Source organism: Tessaracoccus zhenghani, assembly GCF_055326325.1.
Genome location: NZ_JBUZNQ010000003.1, coordinates 478011 through 499637 on the forward strand (window position 1 = coordinate 478011; position 21627 = coordinate 499637).

A 21627-nucleotide genomic window follows, 5' to 3' on the forward strand; every position below is an offset into this window, starting at 1 on the left:
CACGTTGCTGACCTTGTCGGCCCACCTACTGGGAAGACCGTCAGTTTCGCTCAAGCACCCAGACGTACCCCTACGTATCACGCGAAACGGAAAACGGGCGTCTGGCCTAGCCAGACGCCCGTTAGTTTGTGGAGCTAAGGAGATTCGAACTCCTGACCTCTTCCATGCCATGGAAGCGCGCTACCAACTGCGCCATAGCCCCAGTGTCACTTTCGCGACTGCCGCCCTGCGGCGACTCGAAAAACTTTAGCGCATGCTCCGAGAGAACTACAAATCGGGAGTTCGTTGTTCGGATGCCCCGGAATAATCGACGGGGAGGCCCGGTGTGCGGAACCATCTCGCGCACTCCGAGCCTCCCCGTCGGCACACAGGACTAGCGGCGCGCCTTGTGGAGCTGACGGGCGAGATCAGCGATACCGAAGGTGTCCTTCGACTTGGCGACGGCGAAGACGTCGACGCCCTCCTCACGGACAGCAGCCGCAGTGGCCTCGTCCCAGGCGAGCACCCGGACGTCATCGCGGTGACCGAGCGTCTTGGCGTACACATGGGCCAGCGACGGCTGGCTGAGGAAGACCGCGTCCCACGCCCCGTCGTCCCAGCGGGTGCGCAGGGCCGGGTCGATCTCCGCGACGTCCGCCATGGTGTAGATCTCGCTGCGATCGACGGTGTAGCCCTTCGCGCGGAGCCCGGTCTCCAGCTTGGTGGAGAGCTGGTCCGCGCACAGGATGACGACGCGCTGCTCACCGTCGGCCGGCGGGAACAGCTCGACGAGCTTCTGGGAGCTGGCGGTGCCTTCGGGGCTCAGATCAACCTGGCGCCCCGAATCCTCGACGGTGCGCTGGGTGGTGGAGCCCATCGTCGCGACCTTCGTGTGCGCCGGGATGTCCCAGCCTCGTTCGCGCAACGCCCACACCGTCTGCCCTGACGGGATGACGACCCAGTCGGCGTCGCCGATGATGTTGTCTGCCGAGAGCAGGCGTGCCTCCTGGAGCTGCACGCAGTCCACGCGCAACTCGTTCTCGCGCATGGCCTGGCTGATCCGCCCCTCTTGGCGGGGCAACAGCACCCTGACGCGGTCGTCGTCCTCCGAGCTCTCGATGAAGGTGGAGTCGTCGGCGTGGTCAGCCGTCATCTTGACGGTCTCCAGCGCCTCGGCGGTGATGAACCGGTCTGCCCGGCGCGCCTTCAAGGCCTCGGCCACGTTGTGACCGGTGCGCTGCGCGTGGTACTCGGAGGTGGGCAACCCGATTTCCAGGACGGTGCGCTTGGTGCCGTCGATCGAGAAGATGCCCGCCTTCAGGCCGAGGATGCCGCGGCGGGTGGCCAGGGCTCCCACAGGGGCCAGGTAGGTGGTGTTGAGACCCGTCAGCACTGCGCGCTCGGCCTCGATGCAGATGCGGGTCTCGACGTCGTCGAGTTCGCGTACCGCCTCCAGCGTCTCCTCGTCGCTCCGGCGACACTCGAGCGCCAGCGCGCCCTGGCCGGGTGCGGTGAGGATGGGCAGGTATTCGGCCACCCGGTCCTCCACCTTGAGGGCATGCACCCCGGCGGCCGACACGACCACGGCGTCGAGGTCGCCCGGCTCGAGCCGGCGCAGGCGGTCCTGGAGGGTGCCGCCGACATCGACGAACGTGAGATCCGGGCGGAGCGCGCGCAGCTGGGCGAGGCGCCGCAACGACGTGATGCCGATGCGGGAGCGGCGCGGCAACGCAGCCAGCGGCATGCCCCTGAGCGAACACAGCGCATCGCGATGGTCGCCACGCTTCAGCACTGCGGCGAACGTGAGGTCCTCAGGGCGGTCGGACAGTGGGACGTCCTTGACGGAATGCACGACGACGTCGACCGCGCCGCTGCGCAGCGACGTGCGCAGTTCCTGGGCGAACACGCCGAGGGAGTAGCCGTCGGCCATGTGAATGGTGTCCACGTGCTCCGTGGCCACCCGTACGATGTCGACTTCATGGCCCTGCGCCCTGAGGAGCTCAGCAACCATCTCGGAGCGTGCCAGCGCCAATGCTGAACCACGCGTACCCAACCGAAGCTTCACGAAAGATCCTTCCGATGTGATTGCTGCTTAGCCTCTCATGAATCAGCAGCAGCCCGCGCCGCCAGCGGCAAGGCGTCCGTGATGCGGGCCATGGCCGCGTCGTCGTGGGCGGCCGAGAGGAACCAGGCCTCGAAAGCCGACGGCGGGAGCGCCACCCCGGCGTCCAACATGGCGTGGAAGAAGCGGGCGAAGGCCTGGGTGTCCTGGTCCTTGGCGTCTTCATAGTCGGCGACGGAACCGTCGCGGAAGAAGACGGAGAACAGGCTCCCGGCCGCCTGGATGGTGTGCGGCACCGAGGCTGCGGTGAGCGCTTCTGTCACGGCCGCCTGCAAGTCCAGGGAGCGGCGGTCGACGTGGGCGTAGACGGCCTCGTCGGCCAGGCGCAGCGTGGCGAGACCCGCCGCAGTGGCCAGCGGGTTCCCGGACAGGGTGCCCGCCTGGTAGACCGGCCCGACGGGGGCCAGGAACTGCATGACTTCCGCGCGCCCGGCGAGCGCGGCCAGCGGCATGCCGCCACCAACGACCTTGCCGAACGTCACGATGTCCGGGGCGTAGCCCCCCTCGAGACCGAGCCAGCCACCCGGACCCACCCGGAAACCGGTCAGCACCTCGTCGACGATCAGCAGCGCACCGTGGCGGGCGGTGATCTCGCGGAGGCCCGCGTTGAAGCCCGGAGCGGGCGGAACCACGCCCATGTTGGCGGGCGCGGCCTCCGTGATGACTGCCGCGATGCGCTCCCCCGCCGTGTCGAACACCCTGGCGAGCGCCTCGAGGTCGTTGTACTCGACCACGATGGTGTCGCCTGCAGCCGCAGCCGTCACGCCGGCGGAACCAGGCAGGCCCTGGGTGGCGACGCCGGAACCGGCAGCGGCGAGGAGCGCGTCGGAGTGCCCGTGGTAGCAGCCGGCGAACTTGACGATGACGTCGCGGCCGGTGGCGCCGCGCGCCAGCCTGATGGCGGTCATGGTGGCCTCGGTGCCGGTGGAGACGAAGCGCACCTGTTCCGCCACCGGGACGCGCGCGTGGATGGCCTCAGCCAGTTCCACCTCCGCCAGTGTGGGCGCGCCGAAGGACAGGCCACGGCCGGCCGCTTCCCTGACGGCCTCGATCACCTGCGGGTGGGCATGGCCGAGCAGCGCAGGCCCCCAGGAGCAGACGAGGTCCACGTATTCACGCCCGGCGACATCGACGACATGCGGGCCGCGGGCCTCGCGGATGAAGACCGGGTCACCGCCGACTGAGCCGAACGCCCGCACGGGCGACGACACGCCGCCCGGGATGATCTCCTTCGCCCGCGCAAACAGGTTCACTTCAGCCACGTCGCCAACTCCTCCGCCCAGTAGGTGAGCACGATATCTGCACCGGCCCGCGCGATCGCGGTCACCGATTCCGTCACTGCGGCGCGGCGGTCGATCCAGCCCTGCGCCGCGGCCGCCTCGATCATGGCGTACTCGCCGGACACCTGGTAGGCGGCCACGGGAACGTCCGACGCGGCGGCCACGTCGCTGAGCACGTCGAGGTAGTAGCCGGCGGGCTTCACCATCACGATGTCGGCGCCCTCGGCCAGGTCCAGCTCGGCCTCACGCAGCCCCTCGCGCCTGTTGGCCGGGTCCTGCTGGTAGGTGCGCCGGTCCCCCTGCAGGGACGAGCCGACCGCCTCGCGGAAGGGTCCGTAGAACGCCGAGGAGTACTTCGCGGCGTACGCGAGGATGGCGGTGTCCTGGAACCCCTGCCCGTCGAGGCCGGCCCGGATGTGTTCCACCTGGGCGTCCATCATCCCCGACGGCGACACCACGTGGGCCCCTGCCTCGGCCTGGGCGATGGCCATCGAGACGTAGGCCGCGAGCGTCGCGTCGTTGTCGACGGCGCCGTCCGCGGTCAGGAAACCGCAGTGCCCGTGGGTGGTGAACTCGTCGAGGCAGGTGTCGGCCATGATGACCGTGTCAGACCCGACGGCGTCGCGTACGGCCCGCAGGCCCCGCTGCAGGATGCCGTCCTCGGCCCAGCCCTGCGAGCCCTGCTCATCCTTGGCCGCGTCCTCCGGCACGCCGAACAGCATCAGCCCGCCCACTCCGGCGGCTACTGCACCCTCGGCGGCGCGCGCAATCTGGTCGCTGCCGTGGCGACGCACGCCGGGCATGGAGGAGATCTGCCCGGGCACGTCCGAGACGAACATGGGCAGCACGAGCTGCGAGGGACGCACCTCGATCTCGCGCACGAGCCGGCGCATGGCCGCCGTGGTGCGGAGGCGGCGTGGTCGGAACTGGATCATCGATGTCCCTTCGGGAGGTTGGCTATGGCGTGGATGAGCCCTTCGGCGTCCTGGGTGCGGGCTTCAGCGGCCACTTCGACGCCCAGCTGGCGCAGCGCGGCGGCCGACGGCGGGCCGAAGGCCACCACCTGCAGACCCTGCGGCCACCCCAGCAGCTGGTCCACGGCGCGCCCCATCGAGCCCGCGAGGATCACCACGACGTCGAACAGGCACCGTTCATACTCGCCCCGCAGCTTGCCGGGCACGTCGTCCAGGGGCTCCATGGTGTAGACCGCGAACTGGTCCACCGCGTAGCCCTTGCGTCTCACTTCCTCTGCCAGCACCGTCGACGACAGCGCGGACCCGGGGATGACGACCCGTCCGCTGCCCGCGGGCCAGGCCTCACCGAGGGCCGCGGCGCTGGAAGCACCCTGCGGCACCAGGTCCACGTCGATGCCGCGTTCGCGCGCCGCCCGCGCCGTCGCCGCACCGACGGCTGCCACGCGGGCCTGCTCGGGGATGGTCATCCCCAACTCGTCGAGCACCTCCAGCGTGGCGGGCGACGTCAGCGCCACCCAGTCGGCGTCGGTGAAGCTGCCCTCTGGGCGCAGTGTCACGCGGCGTTGGACGGGCTCGGCCACCACTTCGGCGCCCGCGGCGCGGAGGGCGCCCACCAGGTCTCCGGTGTCCGCGCGCGGCACGAAGATGCGCAGGCCGGCCAGCACGTCCTCGCCGCCCCAGAGCGACGAGTCGTCATGGAGTTCAGCCAGCCGCGACGGACGCGAGGCGGTCAGCTCCGCCACCGTCTCAGCGCCGAGCTGCATCAGTTCCTCGGCGGCGATGGCCCCGGCGTGGTCGCTCAGGGTGACCCTGGCGGTCACCGACCTGCGGCCGTCGAGCGCGAAGACGGCGGCCTCGAGTTCGCCGTCGTGCCCGTGGGCCGCGATGGGCGCGGCGCAGCCGCCTCCGAGGTTCTCCAGCACCACGCGCTCGGCCTCGACGGCGAGTCTGGTGTCAGGGTCTTCGAGGGCGGCGAGCTCTGCGGCCAACACCTCGTCGTCGGTGCGGCATTCCAGGGCCAACGCACCCTGGCCCGGGGCGGGGAGGATGGTCAGGTAGTCGGTGATGTGCTGCGTCATGCCCAGTCGCTCGAGGCCGGCGGCGGCGAGCACCACGGCGTCGAGGTCGTCTGTGTTGACGCGGGCCAACCGCGTACCCACGTTGCCGCGGATGTCGACGTAGAGCAGGTCCGGCCGCTGGGCGCGCAGCTGGGCGACGCGGCGGGGCGACCCGGTTCCCACGGTGGCCCCGGTGGGCAGCTGAGCGAACGTGAGCCCGTCCCGGGCGCACAGCGCGTCGCGGGCGTCGGCGCGCAACGGGATGGCGGCGACCCTCAGGCCCGGCACCGGCGCGGTGGGCAGGTCCTTCAGTGAGTGGACGGCGAAGTCGCAGACCCCGTCCAGCAGGGCGGTACGCAGTTCCGCCGCGAAGACCCCCAGCCCACCGAGTTGGGTGAGGGAGCCGCGCTCCACGTCGCCACCGGTGCGGATCCGCACCAGTTCAACCTCGTGCCCCCGGTCGCGCAGCGCGTCGGCGATCAATTCCGACTGCGCCACGGCGAGGGCTGATCCCCTGGTGCCCAGCTTCAGCTTCATCTCACCACTCTTGTCGTTCCCGCCACCACTGCGGCGATCCCATTGCCGTCCAGCCAGGCGCCGACCAGATCGACGCCGGCCTCGAGCGCCGTCTCCACGATGAAGTCGCGGTTCGAGGCGTCGATGCGGGTGGGCATTGAATCCCAGCCTACCGACGCGAAGCCGAGCACTTCGTGCTCCTGGATCTCCACGCCCACGAACCGAGAGGCGTCCCGGAGGGCGTCCGCACGGGTGGCCAGGATGTGTTCGGGATAACTGAGGCGCAGCACGTGCTGCCCGGTCTCAGCCCACGGCCACTTGGCCGAGTAGTGGGTCAGCGCGCGGGCGTGCAACGTGTCGTCGCGCTCCGCCAACAGGACGCCCGAACCGACGGGATGGGCATCGAGCGCAGGTGTGGTCACGGCGAGTAACGCCGAGCGGGCGGTCCGGACGGGGGGCACCTGGATCTCGACCCCGAGATTGCCCAGCAGCACTCCGGCCGGCGCGGCGGGGGTGGCGATGACCACACGCTCGACGTCCAGCACCTCACCGTCATGCAGCGACAGCAGGAAGCCCGATCCCCCGCGCCGCAGCGACGACACCGACGCCGAGGTGCGCACGCTCCCACCGGCCGTGACGAAACGCTCCGCGATGGCGGTGATGAGGCGGAACATCCCGCCGATGGGTTGTTCGACGGCGGCGCTGCCCGGGCCGCGCACCAGCGCGACCGCCGCGAGCAGCGAACCCTCCGTGGCGAGCGCCTCCAGCAGCGTCGGCGCGAACGCCGAGAGCGGCATCTTGTCCGGCGACAAGGAGTACACGCCCTGAGCGACGGGGGCCACCAGCTTGGCGAGGGCCGCCTCACCCAGGCGGGCCCGCACCAGGTCGCCCACCGTCATGGCCGTGGCCCCGGCCTCGGGCCCGAGTTGCGCTTCGGCCGCGACGACGGCGAACTCAGCCGGCTCGAGGACCGCGAGCGCGGGGTCGTCGAGCGAACTGGGGATCCCCAGCACGCCCTCAGCCATGGGGAAGGTGCCACGCCGCCACCAGATGTGCGGCGTGCCCTGCGGTGCCGCCACCTCCAGACCGAGGTCCTCACAGAGGGCCCGCACAACACCACCGCGCGTGGCGTAGGCCTCCGCGCCCGCGTCGACCTCGACGGAGCCGAGCCGCAGCGGCGAGATCATGCCGCCCAGCCGTGGCGCCGCCTCGCGCAGTTCGACGGTGTGCCCGGCTTCCTGCAGCCGGAGGGCGGACAGCACTCCGGCGAGACCGCCGCCGATGACGGCGACGCGCGAGCCGCTCACAGTTCGTGGATGAGGGCCACCAGGTCGGTGAGCACCTCGGGATCAGTGGTGGGCGGCACCCCGTGGCCCAGGTTCACGACGTGCGCGGGCGCCTGGCGACCGCGCTCCACGACATCACGGGTGTGGGCCTCCAGGGCGTCCCAGCCGGCGGCGAGCATCGCGGGATCGATGTTGCCCTGCAGCGGGACCCCCGGCACGAGCCAGGCGGCCTCGTCGAGTGGCGTTCGGTAGTCGACACCCAGGGTCTCGACGCCGATCTCGGCCATGTCGGTGAGCAGGTGGCGGGTGCCGACGCCGAAGTGGATGCGGGGCACGCGACCCTCCACCGCGGCCATCACCTGGGCCGAGTGCTGCTGCACCTTCCCTGTGTAATCCGCGCGGCTGAGGGAGCCCGCCCACGAATCGAACAGCTGCACTGCACGGGCGCCAGCGTCGATCTGTACGTTCAGGAACTGGCCCGAGAGTTCCGCCGCCCAGTCGAGCAGCCTGTGCCACGCCGCCGGATCCGCGTGCATCATGGCGCGGGCCTGCAGGTGGTCACGCGAACCGCGGCCCTCCACGAGATACGCCGCCAGCGTAAAGGGGGCGCCGGCGAAGCCAATGAGCGGAGTGCCCTCACCCAGTTCTGCGACGACCAGCCGCACGGCCTCCGAGATGGCCGAGGCGTCCTCGATCCGGTGGCCGACGACCCTGTCGACGTCTGCGGCGGTGCGGATGGGGTTCTCGATCACGGGCCCGATGCCCGGCTCGATGTCGACATCGACCCCTGCCAGCACGAGGGGCGTCATGATGTCGGAGAAGAAGATGGCCGCGTCCACCTTGTGGCGGCGCACCGGCTGCAGCGTGATCTCCGCCGCCAACTCGGGTTTCAGGCAGGCCTCGAGGATGGTGGTGCCCACGCGGGCGGCCTTGTATTCGGGGAGGGAGCGGCCGGCCTGGCGCATGAACCAGACGGGGAGCTTCTCGGGACGCTGCCCGATGAGGGCTGAAAGCAGTGAACTCATGGTGGGTTCGATTCTGCCCTATCGGGCAAAGGTGGTTGAATGAGGCTCACTGTGACAATGCGTGTCTTCTCCATTCAGCACAACCGGCAGGGCCTGTCCGAGGTCGAGCGGATAGCCGCCGACATCGAGGGGATGGTCGACCGGCTCCGCAACGTGCCGGAAGTGACCGGCGCCGTGGTGCTCAGCACCTGCAACCGCGTCGAGATCATCCTCGACACCAACGGCGAGGCCACGCCGGGGCAGCTGCGAGCCGCTCTGAACGACCACTTCTCCACCCCTCCGGCCTGGGACCTGTACCTGGGTGAGGCGGCCCTCGGGCACGTCTTCCGCGTCGCCGCGGGGCTCGACTCCATGGTGGTGGGCGAGCGCGAGATCGCAGGCCAGCTGCGCCGCGCTCTCATGGATGCCCAGGACCTCGGCCACACGTCGCTGCCGCTCAACATCGCCGTCGAGGAGGCGCTGAAGACCTCCCGCCGCGTCGCTCGCGAAACCAGCCTCGAGGGCGCCGGGCGCTCCGTCGTGAGCGCCGGCCTTGACCTCATCGATGTCGCGGACTGGCCCTCAGCCCGGGTGCTGGTGGTGGGCACCGGTTCCTACGCGGGCGCCGTGGTCGCTGCTGCACGAACCCGCGGCGTCACCAACCTGATGGTCCACTCCGCCAGCGGCCGCGGGGCCCACTTCGCCGAGAGCCACGGCATCGGCCACATCGAATCACTGCCCGACGCGCTGCCCTCCGCAGACGTCGTGGTGACGTGCCGGGGCCGCGGCGGTCACGTCGTCACCCCCGCGGACGTCACCGGCCCCGCACGGTTCCTGGACCTGTCACTCAACCGCGACGTCCATCCCGCCGTCGCCACGCTGCCCGGCGTGCACGTCGTGGACCTGGCCACCATCCAGCAGTCCGTCGGCTCCGGCATCGCGGAGGACACCCGCCGCGCCCAGTCGATCGTCAACGAAGGCCTCGCCGAGGCGCGCACCAAGCTCCGCGCCCGCGTCGTCGACCCCGCCGTGGTGGGCCTGCGCGAGGCCGTCATGGGCCTCGTGGACGACGAGGTCACCCGCCTGCCCAACCGCCCGTTGTCGCACGACGACGCGGCGCTGGCGCTGCGCCGGCTGGCCACCCGCCTGCTCCACATCCCCTCCACCCGTGCCAAGCTGGCCGCCCAACGCGGCCGCACGGATGAATACCTCAACGCCATGGCGGAGCTCTACGGCATCGGGGAAACCCCCGGCATCGACGCCGACGCCCTGGAGACAGATTCCTGCCCGGCAACCAGCCTGAGCGTGACTGATCTGGATTCAACCCTCGACAGGGAGGCCATGTGACCCTCGAGCCCTACAGCGCAGTGCTGTTCGCTTCCTACGGAGGACCGAACAAACCTGACGACGTGCTGCCGTTCATGCGCAACGCCACCGCCGGCAAGAACATCCCGGATGAACGCCTCCTGGAGGTCTCCGAGCACTACATGCTGTTCGGCGGGAAGTCCCCGATCAACGAGCTCAACGCCGCCCTCATGGAGGCGGTGCGCGCCGAACTGGCCCGCCGTGGCGTCGAGGTGCCCGTCGTCATCGGCAACCGTAACTGGACGCCCTACATGGGCGACACCGTCGACGAGCTGATCGGCGACGGCCACACCCGCGTCCTCGCGCTGGCCACCTCCGCGTACCGCTCCTACTCCAGCTGCCGCCAGTACTGCGAGGACCTCCTGGGCGCCCGCGACGGCAAGGACATCCAGATCGACAAGATCGACCCGTTCGCTGAGACCCCCGAGTTCGTCTCCGCCAACGCCCGCGCGGTCGTCGACGGGGTGCGCACCATGCGGGCCCGCATCGGCGACGGCGAGTTGCGGGTGCTGTTCGTGACCCACTCCATCCCGCTCACGATGAACCAGGCCTCCGCCACCGGCGAGCCCGAGAGCCGCTATGACGCCCAGCACCTGAGGGTCGCCGAGGCGGTGGCCCGCGAGGCGTCCGAGACGCTCGGCGAGACCCTCACCTGGGAGCTCACCTACTGCTCGCGCTCCGGCGCCCCGCACATCCCGTGGCTGGAGCCCGACATCAACGACCGGCTCGAAGAGGTCGCGGAAGAGGGCGTGGCCGGCGTCGTCGCGGTGCCGTTCGGCTTCATCAAGGACCACATGGAGGTGGCCTACGACCTCGACACCGAGGGCAAGCAGACCGCTGAGCGCCTCGGCCTCCCCTACGAGAGGGCCGCCACCGTCGGCACCGATGAGGGTTTCGTCGCGATGCTCGTGGACAAGTTGCTGCTCCGCGCGGCTGTGGCCAGGGGCGAAGCGGAGGACACCACCATCTGTCAGTTCTCGACGGGACGGTGCTGCCTGCCCCGTCCAGCAACCACCTGAGGAAGGCACCTGAGATGAGCAAGCACCCCGGTCGCGACGAACGCGACCAGACCGATGTCGACCTCGAGGCCATCAACCAGCAGTCGCTCTACGCCATGTATTCGGTGTTCGAGCTGGCCGCTCCCCTGCCTCTCGATGTGGACCTCACGTCGGTCGAGCAGAAGATGGCAGACCTGGGCGTCACCGTGCGCGGGTTCTACGACGTCGCCGGCTTCCGCGCCGACGCCGACCTGATGGTCTGGACCCTCTCCGAGGACCCCCAGAAGCTGCAGGCCGCCTACCACGCGCTGCGCCGCAGCGCGCTGGGCGACTACCTCTCCCCCGTGTGGTCCGTGGTGGCGGTGCACCGCCCGTCCGAGTTCAACCGCGCCCACGTGCCCAGCTGCTTCGCCGGCTTCGCCCCGCGCCCCTGGCTGACCGTCTACCCCTTCGTGCGCAGCTTCGACTGGTACTACCTCGACGAAGAGCACCGCTCCAAGATGCTCATGGAGCACGGCATCGCCGGCCGTGAATACCCCGACGTCGTCGCCTCGACGTTGTCGGCCTTCGCGCTGGGCGACTACGAGTGGATCCTCGCCTTCGAGGCGGACGAACTGCACCGGCTCACCGACGCGATGCGCCACCAGCGCGGCGTCGAGGCCCGCCTCCACGTGCGGGAGGAGACCCCGTTCTTCACCGGGCCGCGCGTCGAGTTGGCCCAGTGGATCGAGCGCCAACCGCGCGTCTGACCCGCAACTGCAGAGCACCCACGCCCACTCGGGCGTGGGTGCTTTGCTGTTCGGTCAGCCGACGTTGTGGGCCAGCAGGCGCCAGGCGCCGTGCGCGTGGCCCACTTCGGAGTGGTGCGCGTTGGTGAGGCTGCCGAGCACCCGTCCCTCGAGGCCCAGCAGCGAGTGCAGCACGCGGTTGAGGAACAGCCCGTGGGAGACGATCAGCACGGTGCCGCCGTCGTGTCGCTCCGCGATCTCCAGCAGCGCCGGTCTGCCGCGCTCCACCACCTCTGCGAGCGTCTCACCCTCGGGCGAGCGCCGGAAGTCGACGCCGTCGGCGTACTTGGCCTCATAATCCGGCATCAGCGCGTGCACCTCGGCCCAGGTGAGGCCTGCCCACGAGCCCACGTTGATCTCCATCAACCGTGGGTCGACGACGAGCTCAGCCTCGGGCCGCACGATGCGGGCCGTCTCCGCCGCACGCACGAGCGGCGAGGTGTACACAGCATCGAAGTGGAAAGGCGCCAGACGGTCCCGGGCGGCCTCGGCCTGCCGTCGACCCTTGTCGTTGACGGGGATGTCCGCATGGCCCTGGAACCGGCCCTGGGCGTTGTGGTCCGTCTCACCGTGCCGGAGCAGCACCAGACGGGTGGCGTGAGCGATCCTCACAGCTCCTCGTCTGTCTCCTCAGGCAGGTGGATGTCGAGCGGGATCTGGGGGCAGTCCTTCCAGAGCCGCTCCAGGTTGTACAGCAGCCGCTCCTCGGTGTGTTGGGCGTGCACGACGAAGTCGATGTAGTCGAGCAGCACCCAGCGGTTCTCGCGGTCACCCTCGCGGCGCACAGGCTTGCGGCCCACCTTGAGCAGGGCCTCCTCCACGCCGTCGACGATGGCGCCCACCTGGCGCTCGTTGCCTGCCGAGGCGATGAGGAACACGTCCGTGATGGACAGCTGCTCCGACACGTCGAAGGCGACGATGCTGTGGCCCTTCTTGTCGGCCGCGGCCTGGGCGGCGATCCGGACGGGCTCGAGCACGTCGTCAGCAATGGTCATCAGGAACTCCTGTCATGGGGGCCGGGTACAGCCCCCGCTTGGCGATGTACTGCACGATACCGTCCGGGACGAGGTACCAGATGGGCTGGTGGCCCCGGACGCGGTCGCGGCAGTCTGTGGACGAGATGGCCAGCGCGGGGACCTCGAGGAGCGTGACCGCACTCTCCGGGAGGTGGCTCAGGTCGTCCTTCGTCATGGGGACGCCGGGCCGGGTCACCCCGACGAAGTGGGCCAGGTCGAAGAGTTGCTCGGCGCCGCGCCACGTCAGGATCTGGCGCAACGCGTCTGCACCGGTGATGAAGAACAGGTCCGTGTTGTCGCCACGCTCAGCCCGGAGGTCGCGGAGCGTGTCGACGGTGTAGGTGTCGCCTTCGCGGTCGATGTCGACGCGCGAGACGGAGAAGCGGGGGTTCGAGGCCGTCGCGATGACCGTCATCAGGTAGCGGTCCTCGGCCAGCGAGACCCGACGGTGCCGTTTCTGCCAGGGCACACCCGTCGGCACGAATACGACCTCGTCGAGGCCGAACTGGGCGGCCACTTCCGAGGCGGCCACGAGGTGACCGTGGTGGATGGGGTCGAAGGTGCCACCCATGACGCCCAGGCGCCAGCGGCCCGGGCGCTCCAGCCGCGCCTCCCCCAGTTCGGTCGACGTCACCGGCTGTTGGGCCGACCGGATCCGAAGCCGATGAGCCAGACGACCACGCCCAGGAGGATCACGAGCACGATTGCGCCCATGACCCAACTCGGCACGAGTGGGGCTTCGGTGGCAGTCTCCAGAAGAAGGTTCATGGCAGGGGATCCTAGCAATCAGTGGTGGTGTTCAGGGGGGTTTGCTCAGGCGCGGACCTGGCCGGCGCCTTCGATGACGTACTTGGAGCTGGTCATCTCGGGCAGGCCCATGGGGCCGCGGGCGTGCAGTTTCTGGGTGGAGATGCCGATCTCGGCACCGAAGCCGAACTCCCCGCCGTCGACGAACCGGCTGGACGCGTTGACCAGGACGGCCGCTGCGTCGACCTCTGCGGCGAAGCGGTCCGCGGAGGCGCGGGAACGGGTCACGATGGTCTCGGAGTGGCCGGTGGTGTGGGCCCGGATGTGGGCCAGGGCCTCGTCGAGGGAGTCCACCACCTTCGTCGCCAGGTCCAGCGTGAGGTACTCGGCGTCGTACTCGTCAGCGGCGGCAGGCACCACGGCGTCGGAGTAGGCGCGGGTGGCGTCGTCTCCGTGCACGGTCACGCTGGCGCCGGAGAGGGCCTCCAGCGCGCGGGGCAGGAACGCGTCCGCGATGTCGCGGTGCACGAGCAGCGTCTCGGCGGCGTTGCACACACTGGGCCGTTGGGTCTTGGCGTTCAAGAGGATGCTGATCGCCTGGTCGATATCGGCGTCAGCGTCGACGAAAATGTGGCAGTTGCCGGTGCCGGTCTCGATCACGGGCACCGTGGAGCCGTCCACCACGGCCTGAATCAGGCCGGCGCCGCCGCGCGGGATGAGCACGTCCACCAGGCCGCGGGCCCGCATCAGCTCACCGGTGACCTCGCGGCCCCCCTCGATCAGATGCACCGCATCCGCAGTGACCCCGGCGTCGGTGAGGCCCTTGCGCAGCGCGGCGATGGTGACGCGGTTGGTGTTGAGGGCCGACGACGAGCCGCGCAGCAGGGCGGCGTTGCCGGACTTCAGGCAGATGCCCGCAGCGTCGGCAGTGACGTTGGGCCGCGCCTCGTAGATGATGCCCACCACCCCGAAGGGGACCCGCACCTGGCGGACGGAGACGCCGTTGGGGAGCTTCCAGCCGCGGACCACGTCGCCGACGGGGTCCGGCAGTGCCGCGAGGTCTCGGAGGCCCTGCACCATGCCGTCGATGCGCGCGGGGGTCAGCTTCAGCCGGTCGACGATGGACTCCTCGGTGCCGGTGCTGCGGGCGGTGGCGACGTCGACCTCGTTGGCCTCGAGCAGGTCCTGCTCAGCGGCCGCCAGCGCGTCAGCCATGGCCTGGAGGACCTTGTCCTTCTGGGCGCGGTTCAGCGTGGCGAGCTCGACGGACGCCTGGCGGGCAGCGATGGCCTGATCACGAAAGTCCATGCCCGAGAGTCTAGGCCAGCCCTCCGGGGTCAGGAGGCGGCGACCACGTCCGCGGTGCGGCCTGCGCGCGCCCGCCGCACCAGGTAGACGGCGAGGTTCGCGACGCAGGAAAGCGTCATGGCCCCGGCGCAGATGATCAGCGCCCAGTCCGGCTTGAACATCCCGAAGCCGAACCACATGGCCTGCACGAGCAGCATCAGGGCGAGGTAGCTGCCGGAGACGCCCTCGACATGGGGTGCGGTGAGCAGTTCGCGCAACTGCGCGAACTGACCCACCAGTTGCGGCACCAGGACGGCGAAGCCGAAGAAGACAGGCCCCAGCCACAGGTTCAGGCCGGAGAGTGCCAGCGCTGCGACGACGGGGAGCACGAGGTGGCGGGCGACGGGCTCGCCGCGGTCGCGCAGCACGAAGACCACGATGGCCAGCGAAGCCACGGTGAGGAGCACGTTCGGCACCTGCATCTGCGGCGACTGTGAGAGGAAGCCGTGGACGGCCCAGGCGGCGGTGCTACCGGTGACCAGCTGCCACAGCGTCAACGAGACGCCGGCGCTCGTGCCCGACCTGAGGATGCGGACCAGTTGCGGGATGCTGGACGACACGCCCAGTGCAGCTGCCAACCAGCCGAAGACCTCAATCACGTCTGCCAGCTTAAGTCGCGTCGCCGGACTAGACCAATCGGCCTGACGGGCCCAGGGGTTCAGTCGTTCAGAATCATCACGTCGCGGTGGACCGCGGGGCGCTGCCGGGTGTGCCCGGCCTCGGTGCTGGAGTGCCCGGCCTCGGCCTGCAGCTGCGCGCTCGAATAGCCGGCAAAACCCCTGCCGAGCGGCTCGTTGTCCGGGCCGATGATCTCCACCGGCTCGCCTTCTGCGAACGTGCCCTTCACCTCACGGATGCCCGCGGGCAGGAGCGACGCCTTCGAGGCGAGCAGTGCCCGCCTGGCCCCGGCGTCGATGTGCAGCCAGCCCCTGGGCTCCGCGGCGAACGCCAGCCACAGCAGTCGGCGCGGACGGCGCTTCCTGCGGGCCGGGAAGTAGGTGCCCACCTCGGCGCCGGCGAGCGCCTCCTCCAGGTCGTCGGCGTGGCCCAGCACGACGCTGACCCCGGCCTGCGTCGCGATGTCCGCCGCTTGGAGCTTCGTCTGCATGCCGCCGGTGCCCACCCGCGAGCCGAGTCGGGAGGTGTCCACCTTCAACTCCGCGATGTCCTCGACCACCGTGATCTTCTCCGCCCCGGGAGTGTCCGGGTGCGCGGTGTACAGGCCGTCGACGTCACTCAACAGGACCAACGCGTCGGCCCGCACGAGGTGGGCGACGAGGGCGGCGAGCCTGTCGTTGTCGCCGAAGCGGATCTCGTGGGTGGCGACGGTGTCGTTTTCGTTGATGATCGGCACCACGTCGAGGCGGAAGAGCCGCGAGATGGTGTTGAGAGCGTTGCGGTAGGTCTTGGGGCGCAGCACGTCCTCGACCGTCAGCAGCAGCTGCGCCACGTTGACGCCGTGCTCCGCGAACGCATCGGAATAGTGCCGGATGAGCAGCCCCATCCCGACGGCGGCGGCAGCCTGCTGGGTTTCGAGATCCCGCGGCCGGCGGCGCAGCCCCAGGGGCGCGAGGGCGGCCGCGATGGCCCCGGAGGTGACCAGAACCACCCGGACGCCCCGGTGGTGCAGTGCGGAGAGCGAGTCCGCGAGCCGCGCGATGCGGCGGTGGTCGAGATGGCCGTCAGGCAGGGTCAGTGATGACGACCCGACCTTGACGACAACACGTTTCGCCTGGGAGACCGCTGTCCTACTCGTCATCCTCGCCCTCGGGGTCCATGCCGGTGACGGCGTAATCCACGCTCGCCTTCGCGGCATGGTACTCCGCATCGAGACGCCGACGCTTCATGACCGAGGGCCGTTCCGAATCCAGGCGGATGTCCTCGCCACGACGGCCGAGGTTCTCCGCGCCGATGTCGATCTGCGGCGCGAAGTCGAACACGACGGGGTTGTCGCCGCTGCCGATCGCCACGGCGTCGCCGGCCTCGGCGCCCATCTCCAGCAGCTTGTTCTCCACGCCGATGCGGTTGAGCCTGTCGGCGAGGTAGCCCACCGCTTCCGCATTGTTGAAGTCCGTCTGTCGGATCCAGCGCTCGGGCTTCTCGCCGCGCACGCGCCAGACGAAGCCGCCCTCGCCGTCGCCCTTCTTGGCGATGGTGAACTCCTCGATGGAGCCACGCTTGCGCGCCACCGGCTCGGGACGCAGAACCGTCTTCGGCGCGGCGGCCTCCGGCAGCGAGGCCCGGCGTGCCGCGACGATCTCCGCCATGCGGTACTTCAGTTCGTTGAGGCCCTCGCCCGTCTTGGTGGAGATCTCGAAGATGGGCATGCCGAGCTTCTCGAGCTCCGGGCGAGAGATCTCCGCCAGATCCGGGGCGTCCGGGAGGTCCATCTTGTTCAGCGCGATGAGCCGCACGCGGTCCTCGAGCCCGCCGTGGGCGGCGAGCTCGCCCTCGATGACCTCAAGGTCGGAGATCGGGTCGCGGCCCGGTTCATAGGTGCCCAGGTCGATGACGTGGACGATGGCCTGGCACCGCTCGATGTGGCGCAGGAAGTCGAAGCCGAGACCCCGGCCCTCAGAGGCGCCTTCGATGAGGCCGGGCACGTCGGCGACGGTGTACGTCACGTCGCCGGCCACGACGACGCCCAGGTTGGGCACCAGGGTCGTGAACGGGTAGTCGGCGATCTTGGGCCGCGCGCGCGAGATGGCGGCGATAAGCGACGACTTGCCGGCCGAGGGGAACCCGACCAGGCCGACGTCGGCCACCACCTTGAGCTCGAGCTGGACCTGGCGGTCTTCGCCCTCCTCGCCCAGCAGCGCGAAGCCGGGCGCCTTGCGCGTGGCGGTGGCGAGCGCGGCGTTGCCGAGCCCTCCCCTGCCGCCCTGGGCGACGACGAACTCGGCACCGGGCTCCGTCAGGTCTGCGAGGACCTCGCCGGTCTCCGCGTCGGTGACGATGGTCCCGCTGGGCACGTCGAGGATGATGTCGCCGGCCTTCGCGCCATGCTGGTTGTCGCCCCTGCCCGGCTCACCGTTGTTCGCCTTGCGCAGCGACTGCCGGTGGTAGTCCACCAGCGTCGACATGGAGTCGTCCACCCGGAAGATGACAGAGCCACCATCGCCGCCGTTGCCACCGTCGGGGCCACCGAGGGGCTTGAACTTCTCACGGTGCACAGAGGCGCAACCGTGTCCGCCGTTGCCGGCCTGCACGGTGAACTTGACGCGGTCGACGAATGAGGGAATAGCCACGATGGGCTCCAATCTGCCGGAACTGACTACCGGTTCTTCCGAAAATAGCAAGAACGGCCCCGGAGGGCCGTTCTCGAAGTGTTTTACCTGATCAGACGGTGACGATGTTGACGACGCGGCGACCGCGCTTCACACCGAACTCCACCTGGCCCTCGACAAGGGCGAACAGGGTGTCGTCGCCACCGCGGCCGACGCCGTCGCCCGGGTGGAAGTGGGTGCCGCGCTGGCGGACGATGATCTCGCCGGCTCCGACGAGCTGACCGCCGTAGCGCTTCACGCCGAGACGCTGAGCGTTCGAGTCGCGGCCGTTGTGCGTCGAGGACGCGCCCTTCTTATGTGCCATCTCTAGTCTCCTCAGGCCTTGATATCGGTGACTTTGACCTGGGTGTACCGCTGACGGTGCCCCTGGCGCTTCTTGTAACCGGTCTTGTTCTTGTACTTCATGATCCGGATCTTCGGACCCTTGGTCATACCGAGAACCTCGGCGGTGACGGACACCTTGCCGAGCTTCTTGGCGTCAGAGGTGATCTTGTCGCCGTCAACCAGCAGCAGCGGCTGCAGGGTGACGGTACCGCCGACCTCTTCGGACACCAGGTCGATGTCCAGGACGTCGCCAACAGCAACCTTGTGCTGACGTCCACCGTTGCGCACGATCGCGTACACGACTGACCTACCTTCTTGGATTTCAAATGAGTTTCTCGGGTGCCCAACCCGGAATGAACCAGGGGGCAAAGCACCGATGGACCACTCTACGCGGTCCATCCGATCCGGGTCAAACCGGCGTCGGGGGCTGCTACGTGGTGACGATCACCGGCACGATCATGGGGCGGCGACGCAGGCGTCGCGAGACCCACTGGCCCAGCGCCCGACGCGTCACCTGCTGGAGGCGCTGAGTGTCGTTGACTCCGTCGCGCATCGCGTCGCGAAGTGCCTCCTCGACCCGCGTCCTGGCCTCGTCGAACGCGCTGGCGTCCTCAGCGAGGCCCCGGAACTGGATCTCAGGGCCGGAGACGACGGTGCCGTTGTGCAGGTCCACCACGGCGATGACGGACACGAAGCCCTCCTCGCCGAGGATGCGACGGTCCATGATCGATTCCGAGATGTCGCCCACGGTGGCTCCGTCGACGAAGATGTAGCTGGCGTCGACCGAGCCGACCTTCTTCGCCACGCCGTTCTTCAGGTCGACGACGTCGCCGTCGCCGATGACGAGCACGTTGCTGCTCGGCACGCCCGTGGATTCGGCCAACTTCCCGTTGGCGATGAGGTGGCGCACCTCGCCGTGGACGGGCATCACGTTGCGGGGGCGGATGATGTTGTAGCAGTAGAGCAGTTCTCCTGCAGAAGCGTGGCCGGAGACGTGCACCATCGCGTTGCCCTTGTGCACCACGTTGGCGCCGAGCTTGGCCAGGCCGTTGATCACGCGGTAGACAGAGTTCTCGTTGCCCGGGATGAGCGAGCTGGCCAGCAGCACCGTGTCCCCGGGGCCCACCTCGACGACGGGGTGGTCACGGTTGGCGATCCGGCTGAGCGCCGCGAGCGGTTCGCCCTGCGAGCCGGTGGAGACGATGACCACCTTGTCTGCGGGGTACTTGTCGATGTCCTTCATCTCGATCAGCGTGCCGGCCGGCACCTTGAGGTAGCCCAGGTCCCGCGCCGTCGACATGTTGCGCACCATCGAGCGACCGACGTAGACGACCTTGCGGCCGTGCTTGACGGCCATGTTCATCACCTGCTGGATGCGGTGGACGTGCGAGGCGAAGCTCGCCACGATCAGCTTGCCCTTCGCCCCCTCGAACACCCGCTGCATGGCGGGCTCGATGTCCTTCTCGTGGGTCGTGAAACCGGGGGTCTCTGCGTTGGTGGAGTCCACCAGGAAGAGGTCCACGCCCTCCTCCCCCAGACGCGCGAAGCCGCGCAGATCCGTGATCCGCCCGTCGAGCGGCAGCTGGTCCATCTTGAAGTCACCCGTGTGCAGGACGGTGCCGCCCTTGGTGCGGATGGCGACGGCGAGCGCGTCGGGGATGGAGTGGTTGACCGCGAGGAACTCGAATTCGTAGTTGCCGATCTCGATGATCTCCCCCTCCTCCACGGCGTCGAGTTCGAACTCGCGGATGCGGTGCTCGCGCAGCTTCGCGGCCAGGAAGGCCAGCGTCAGCTTGGAGCCGTACACGGGGATGTCGTTGCGGCGCTTGAGGAGGTACGGCACGGCGCCGATGTGATCCTCGTGTCCGTGCGTCAGCACGAGCGCCACGATGTCGTCGAGCCTGTCGGTGAGGTAGTCGAGGCCGGGGAGGATCAGGTCGACGCCCGGGTGGTCGTCCTCGGGGAACAACACCCCACAGTCGACGATCGCGATCTGGCCATCGATCTCGAAGGCCGTCATGTTGCGGCCGACGTCACCCAACCCGCCGAGAGGGATCACCCGCAAGGTGCCAGGGGCCAGTTTCGGTGGCGTCTTCACTTCAGTCATGGTCCCCAACACTACTTCACCCACCGCAGGCCCGACCACACCTGTGAATGCGCCGATGCCGGCAGCCCATAAGATGGCACGCATGTCTGCCATCGACACCGTGCGCCTCGCGCTCCCCCAGGAAGCCGTCGACATCGCCCGCATCCAGCGGCGCGCCTGGACGGACGGCGGGGTCCTGTCCGCTGCGGCTGGCGAGGTGAGCGCGGATGAAGCCACCCGGGCGTGGCACGAGGCGATCGTCAAGCCGCCGCTGGCACACCTGCGGGTGCTGGTGGCCATCGCGGAGGCCGGCGTCGTCGGATTCGCGGTCACGGGTCCCTCGGCTGACCCGGACCGGGACGTGTCGGACGGTTACATCGCTGAGTTCGTGGTGGACCCGAAGCACCGGGGCCAGGGCCACGGGTCGCGGCTGATCAACGCCGCCGTCGACACGCTGCGCAAGGACGGCTACCAGGCGGCCACCATGTGGGTGCCGTCTGCCGACGACTCCCTGCGCCAATTCCTGAACAGCTGCGGCTGGGCACCCGATGGGGCCCACCAGCGCGTCGGTGTCGGTGAGGACGAGGCAGCCGCCATCAAGCTGCTGCGGTTCCACACCGACATCTCCGACGCCGGCTGATCAGAGGCCGAGGACCTTGTCCATCTCCAGGGTGAGGCCCGGGTTGTCCATCACGTAACGGATGCCCTCGAGCACGCCCGGCATGAACGAGACCCGCTCGAACGAGTCGTGGCGGATCGTGAGCGTCTCGCCGGTCTCACCCAGCAACACCTCCTGGTGGGCCACCAGGCCCTGCAGGCGCACGCCGTGGATGTGGATGCCGTCGACCACGGCGCCACGCGCCCCGGCGTCGTGCACGGTGGCGTCAGGAACCGGGCCGAGGCCCGCCTCTGCGCGGGCGCGGGCGATGCGGTGCGCCGTCGTCGTGGCGGTGCCCGACGGGGCGTCGGCCTTGTTCGGGTGGTGCAGCTCGACGATCTCCACCGACGGGTAGAACGGCGCGGCGATCGCGGCGAACTTCATCATCAGCACGGCGCCGATGGAGAAGTTGGAGGCGATCAGCACGCCCACTCCGGGGTGCGCCTCGGCCAGCGCCCGCACCTCGGCCACCCGCTCCTGGGTGAAACCGGTGGTGCCGATGACCATGTTGATGTCGCGCTCCAGGCACCAACGGATGTTGTCCATGACCGCGTCGGGGTGGGTGAAGTCGACGACGACCTCCGCCCGGCCCACCTGGCTGCGGTCTTCATTGATGTCGACGCCGCCTGACGTCGCCATGTCGTCCGCACGATTGACCGCACGCACGACCTCGCTACCCATTTTTCCGCTGACGCCGAAAATTCCGACTCGGATCTCTCGCATGATGACCTCTCTCAGGGGCTGTCAGGACCATCCAAGCAGAGGATTTGTCCGTACCACCAACCGGCCAAC

Annotated in this window: 22 protein-coding genes, 1 tRNA gene and 1 pseudogene; 4 read left to right on the forward strand and 20 right to left on the reverse strand. The window is 69.4% G+C overall.

Annotated elements, in window-relative coordinates:
• Positions 1–129: 129 nt before the first annotated feature.
• The 8 genes and pseudogenes from ACZK4S_RS09365 to hemE form a co-directional block, all read right to left on the reverse strand.
• Positions 130–202 (reverse strand) — tRNA-Ala (locus ACZK4S_RS09365).
• Positions 203–373: 171 nt separating this feature from the next.
• On the reverse strand, positions 374–2044 hold the full coding sequence (gene hemC / locus ACZK4S_RS09370; RefSeq protein ID WP_463644070.1) for a hydroxymethylbilane synthase: 1671 nt from the start codon (positions 2042–2044) through the stop codon (positions 374–376).
• A 35-nt stretch (positions 2045–2079) separates the two neighbouring features.
• Complete coding sequence (hemL, locus tag ACZK4S_RS09375; protein ID WP_463644071.1) at positions 2080–3363, reverse strand: glutamate-1-semialdehyde 2,1-aminomutase; 1284 nt, start codon at positions 3361–3363, stop codon at positions 2080–2082.
• Entirely contained in the window at positions 3351–4316 is a 966-nt protein-coding gene (gene hemB, locus ACZK4S_RS09380; RefSeq protein ID WP_527252166.1) for a porphobilinogen synthase, read from the reverse strand. Before hemB ends, hemL begins: the two co-directional genes overlap by 13 nt.
• Positions 4313–5020: a uroporphyrinogen-III synthase gene (locus ACZK4S_RS09385; protein ID WP_369819254.1), complete on the reverse strand. Its 708-nt coding sequence runs from the start codon at positions 5018–5020 to the stop codon at positions 4313–4315. Before ACZK4S_RS09385 ends, hemB begins: the two co-directional genes overlap by 4 nt.
• Before the next feature lie 45 nt (positions 5021–5065).
• A pseudogene (gene hemC / locus ACZK4S_RS09390) lies at positions 5066–5950 on the reverse strand (hydroxymethylbilane synthase); the annotation flags it as partial.
• Positions 5947–7236 carry a protoporphyrinogen/coproporphyrinogen oxidase gene (locus ACZK4S_RS09395; RefSeq protein ID WP_463644072.1) on the reverse strand — a complete coding sequence of 430 codons (1290 nt, stop codon included), beginning with the start codon at positions 7234–7236 and terminating at the stop codon, positions 5947–5949. The gene ACZK4S_RS09395 and the pseudogene hemC (ACZK4S_RS09390), both read right to left, overlap by 4 nt.
• Positions 7233–8240: a uroporphyrinogen decarboxylase gene (gene hemE / locus ACZK4S_RS09400; protein ID WP_076059208.1), complete on the reverse strand. Its 1008-nt coding sequence runs from the start codon at positions 8238–8240 to the stop codon at positions 7233–7235. Before hemE ends, ACZK4S_RS09395 begins: the two co-directional genes overlap by 4 nt.
• 39 nt (positions 8241–8279) lie before the next feature.
• Between hemE and ACZK4S_RS09405 the strand changes: the two genes are divergently transcribed.
• From ACZK4S_RS09405 to hemQ, 3 genes are read left to right on the forward strand one after another with little or no spacing between them, the layout of a single operon-like run.
• The gene (locus tag ACZK4S_RS09405) at positions 8280–9566 is read left to right on the forward strand and encodes a glutamyl-tRNA reductase (protein WP_463644073.1); all 1287 of its coding nucleotides are present in this window, start codon (positions 8280–8282) and stop codon (positions 9564–9566) included.
• Complete coding sequence (locus ACZK4S_RS09410; protein ID WP_463644074.1) at positions 9563–10603, forward strand: ferrochelatase; 1041 nt, start codon at positions 9563–9565, stop codon at positions 10601–10603. The genes ACZK4S_RS09405 and ACZK4S_RS09410 overlap by 4 nt, the downstream gene beginning before the upstream one ends.
• Positions 10604–10617: 14 nt before the next feature.
• A complete protein-coding gene (hemQ, locus tag ACZK4S_RS09415; protein ID WP_083665356.1) occupies positions 10618–11331 on the forward strand; it encodes a hydrogen peroxide-dependent heme synthase in 714 nt (237 codons plus the stop codon).
• A 54-nt stretch (positions 11332–11385) separates the two neighbouring features.
• Here hemQ and ACZK4S_RS09420 read toward each other — a convergent pair whose 3' ends face one another.
• The 11 genes from ACZK4S_RS09420 to ACZK4S_RS09470 form a co-directional block, all read right to left on the reverse strand.
• Positions 11386–11982, reverse strand: a complete 597-nt coding sequence (locus ACZK4S_RS09420) for a histidine phosphatase family protein (RefSeq protein ID WP_083665357.1) — start codon at positions 11980–11982, stop codon at positions 11386–11388.
• Positions 11979–12365, reverse strand: a complete 387-nt coding sequence (gene rsfS / locus ACZK4S_RS09425; RefSeq protein ID WP_076059217.1) for a ribosome silencing factor — start codon at positions 12363–12365, stop codon at positions 11979–11981. Before rsfS ends, ACZK4S_RS09420 begins: the two co-directional genes overlap by 4 nt.
• The gene (gene nadD / locus ACZK4S_RS09430; protein ID WP_463644075.1) at positions 12352–13020 is read right to left on the reverse strand and encodes a nicotinate-nucleotide adenylyltransferase; all 669 of its coding nucleotides are present in this window, start codon (positions 13018–13020) and stop codon (positions 12352–12354) included. Before nadD ends, rsfS begins: the two co-directional genes overlap by 14 nt.
• Positions 13017–13154 (reverse strand): hypothetical protein, encoded by a 138-nt coding sequence (locus tag ACZK4S_RS09435; protein ID WP_158069036.1) that lies wholly within the window; start codon positions 13152–13154, stop codon positions 13017–13019. Before ACZK4S_RS09435 ends, nadD begins: the two co-directional genes overlap by 4 nt.
• Positions 13155–13199: 45 nt before the next feature.
• Positions 13200–14441, reverse strand: a complete 1242-nt coding sequence (locus ACZK4S_RS09440) for a glutamate-5-semialdehyde dehydrogenase (protein ID WP_463644076.1) — start codon at positions 14439–14441, stop codon at positions 13200–13202.
• Between the two features lie 29 nt (positions 14442–14470).
• Positions 14471–15079 (reverse strand): SWEET family sugar transporter, encoded by a 609-nt coding sequence (locus tag ACZK4S_RS09445; RefSeq protein WP_463644077.1) that lies wholly within the window; start codon positions 15077–15079, stop codon positions 14471–14473.
• Positions 15080–15138: 59 nt separating this feature from the next.
• Entirely contained in the window at positions 15139–16239 is a 1101-nt protein-coding gene (gene proB, locus ACZK4S_RS09450) for a glutamate 5-kinase (protein ID WP_076059227.1), read from the reverse strand.
• The gene (obgE, locus tag ACZK4S_RS09455; protein ID WP_076059229.1) at positions 16229–17728 is read right to left on the reverse strand and encodes a GTPase ObgE; all 1500 of its coding nucleotides are present in this window, start codon (positions 17726–17728) and stop codon (positions 16229–16231) included. The genes proB and obgE overlap by 11 nt, the downstream gene beginning before the upstream one ends.
• A gap of 91 nt (positions 17729–17819) precedes the next feature.
• Positions 17820–18071, reverse strand: coding sequence for a 50S ribosomal protein L27 (gene rpmA / locus ACZK4S_RS09460; RefSeq protein ID WP_076059232.1), 252 nt, complete (start codon positions 18069–18071; stop codon positions 17820–17822).
• An 11-nt stretch (positions 18072–18082) separates the two neighbouring features.
• Entirely contained in the window at positions 18083–18391 is a 309-nt protein-coding gene (rplU, locus tag ACZK4S_RS09465; protein ID WP_076059234.1) for a 50S ribosomal protein L21, read from the reverse strand.
• A gap of 130 nt (positions 18392–18521) precedes the next feature.
• A complete protein-coding gene (locus ACZK4S_RS09470; RefSeq protein ID WP_076059237.1) occupies positions 18522–20198 on the reverse strand; it encodes a ribonuclease J in 1677 nt (558 codons plus the stop codon).
• 82 nt (positions 20199–20280) lie between these two features.
• Between ACZK4S_RS09470 and ACZK4S_RS09475 the strand changes: the two genes are divergently transcribed.
• Positions 20281–20817: a GNAT family N-acetyltransferase gene (locus ACZK4S_RS09475; RefSeq protein WP_463644078.1), complete on the forward strand. Its 537-nt coding sequence runs from the start codon at positions 20281–20283 to the stop codon at positions 20815–20817.
• On the opposite strand, the gene dapB is transcribed toward ACZK4S_RS09475, so the two are convergent.
• A complete protein-coding gene (gene dapB / locus ACZK4S_RS09480) occupies positions 20818–21558 on the reverse strand; it encodes a 4-hydroxy-tetrahydrodipicolinate reductase (protein ID WP_076059239.1) in 741 nt (246 codons plus the stop codon). It lies immediately after the preceding gene.
• Positions 21559–21627: the final 69 nt, after the last annotated feature.

Bases quoted from the DNA above. Each gene is read 5' to 3' on its own strand.
- hemQ (WP_083665356.1), top strand. From the start codon at position 10,618: ATGAGCAAGCACCCCGGTCGCGACGAACGCGACCAGACCGATGTCGAC.
- hemE (WP_076059208.1), bottom strand. From the start codon at position 8,240: ATGAGTTCACTGCTTTCAGCCCTCATCGGGCAGCGTCCCGAGAAGCTC.
- ACZK4S_RS09475 (WP_463644078.1), top strand. From the start codon at position 20,281: ATGTCTGCCATCGACACCGTGCGCCTCGCGCTCCCCCAGGAAGCCGTC.
- ACZK4S_RS09440 (WP_463644076.1), bottom strand. From the start codon at position 14,441: ATGGACTTTCGTGATCAGGCCATCGCTGCCCGCCAGGCGTCCGTCGAG.
- dapB (WP_076059239.1), bottom strand. From the start codon at position 21,558: ATGCGAGAGATCCGAGTCGGAATTTTCGGCGTCAGCGGAAAAATGGGT.
- rsfS (WP_076059217.1), bottom strand. From the start codon at position 12,365: ATGACCATTGCTGACGACGTGCTCGAGCCCGTCCGGATCGCCGCCCAG.
- ACZK4S_RS09405 (WP_463644073.1), top strand. From the start codon at position 8,280: ATGAGGCTCACTGTGACAATGCGTGTCTTCTCCATTCAGCACAACCGG.
- proB (WP_076059227.1), bottom strand. From the start codon at position 16,239: ATGACGAGTAGGACAGCGGTCTCCCAGGCGAAACGTGTTGTCGTCAAG.
- ACZK4S_RS09470 (WP_076059237.1), bottom strand. From the start codon at position 20,198: ATGACTGAAGTGAAGACGCCACCGAAACTGGCCCCTGGCACCTTGCGG.
- rpmA (WP_076059232.1), bottom strand. From the start codon at position 18,071: ATGGCACATAAGAAGGGCGCGTCCTCGACGCACAACGGCCGCGACTCG.
- ACZK4S_RS09435 (WP_158069036.1), bottom strand. From the start codon at position 13,154: ATGAACCTTCTTCTGGAGACTGCCACCGAAGCCCCACTCGTGCCGAGT.
- hemB (WP_527252166.1), bottom strand. From the start codon at position 4,316: ATGATCCAGTTCCGACCACGCCGCCTCCGCACCACGGCGGCCATGCGC.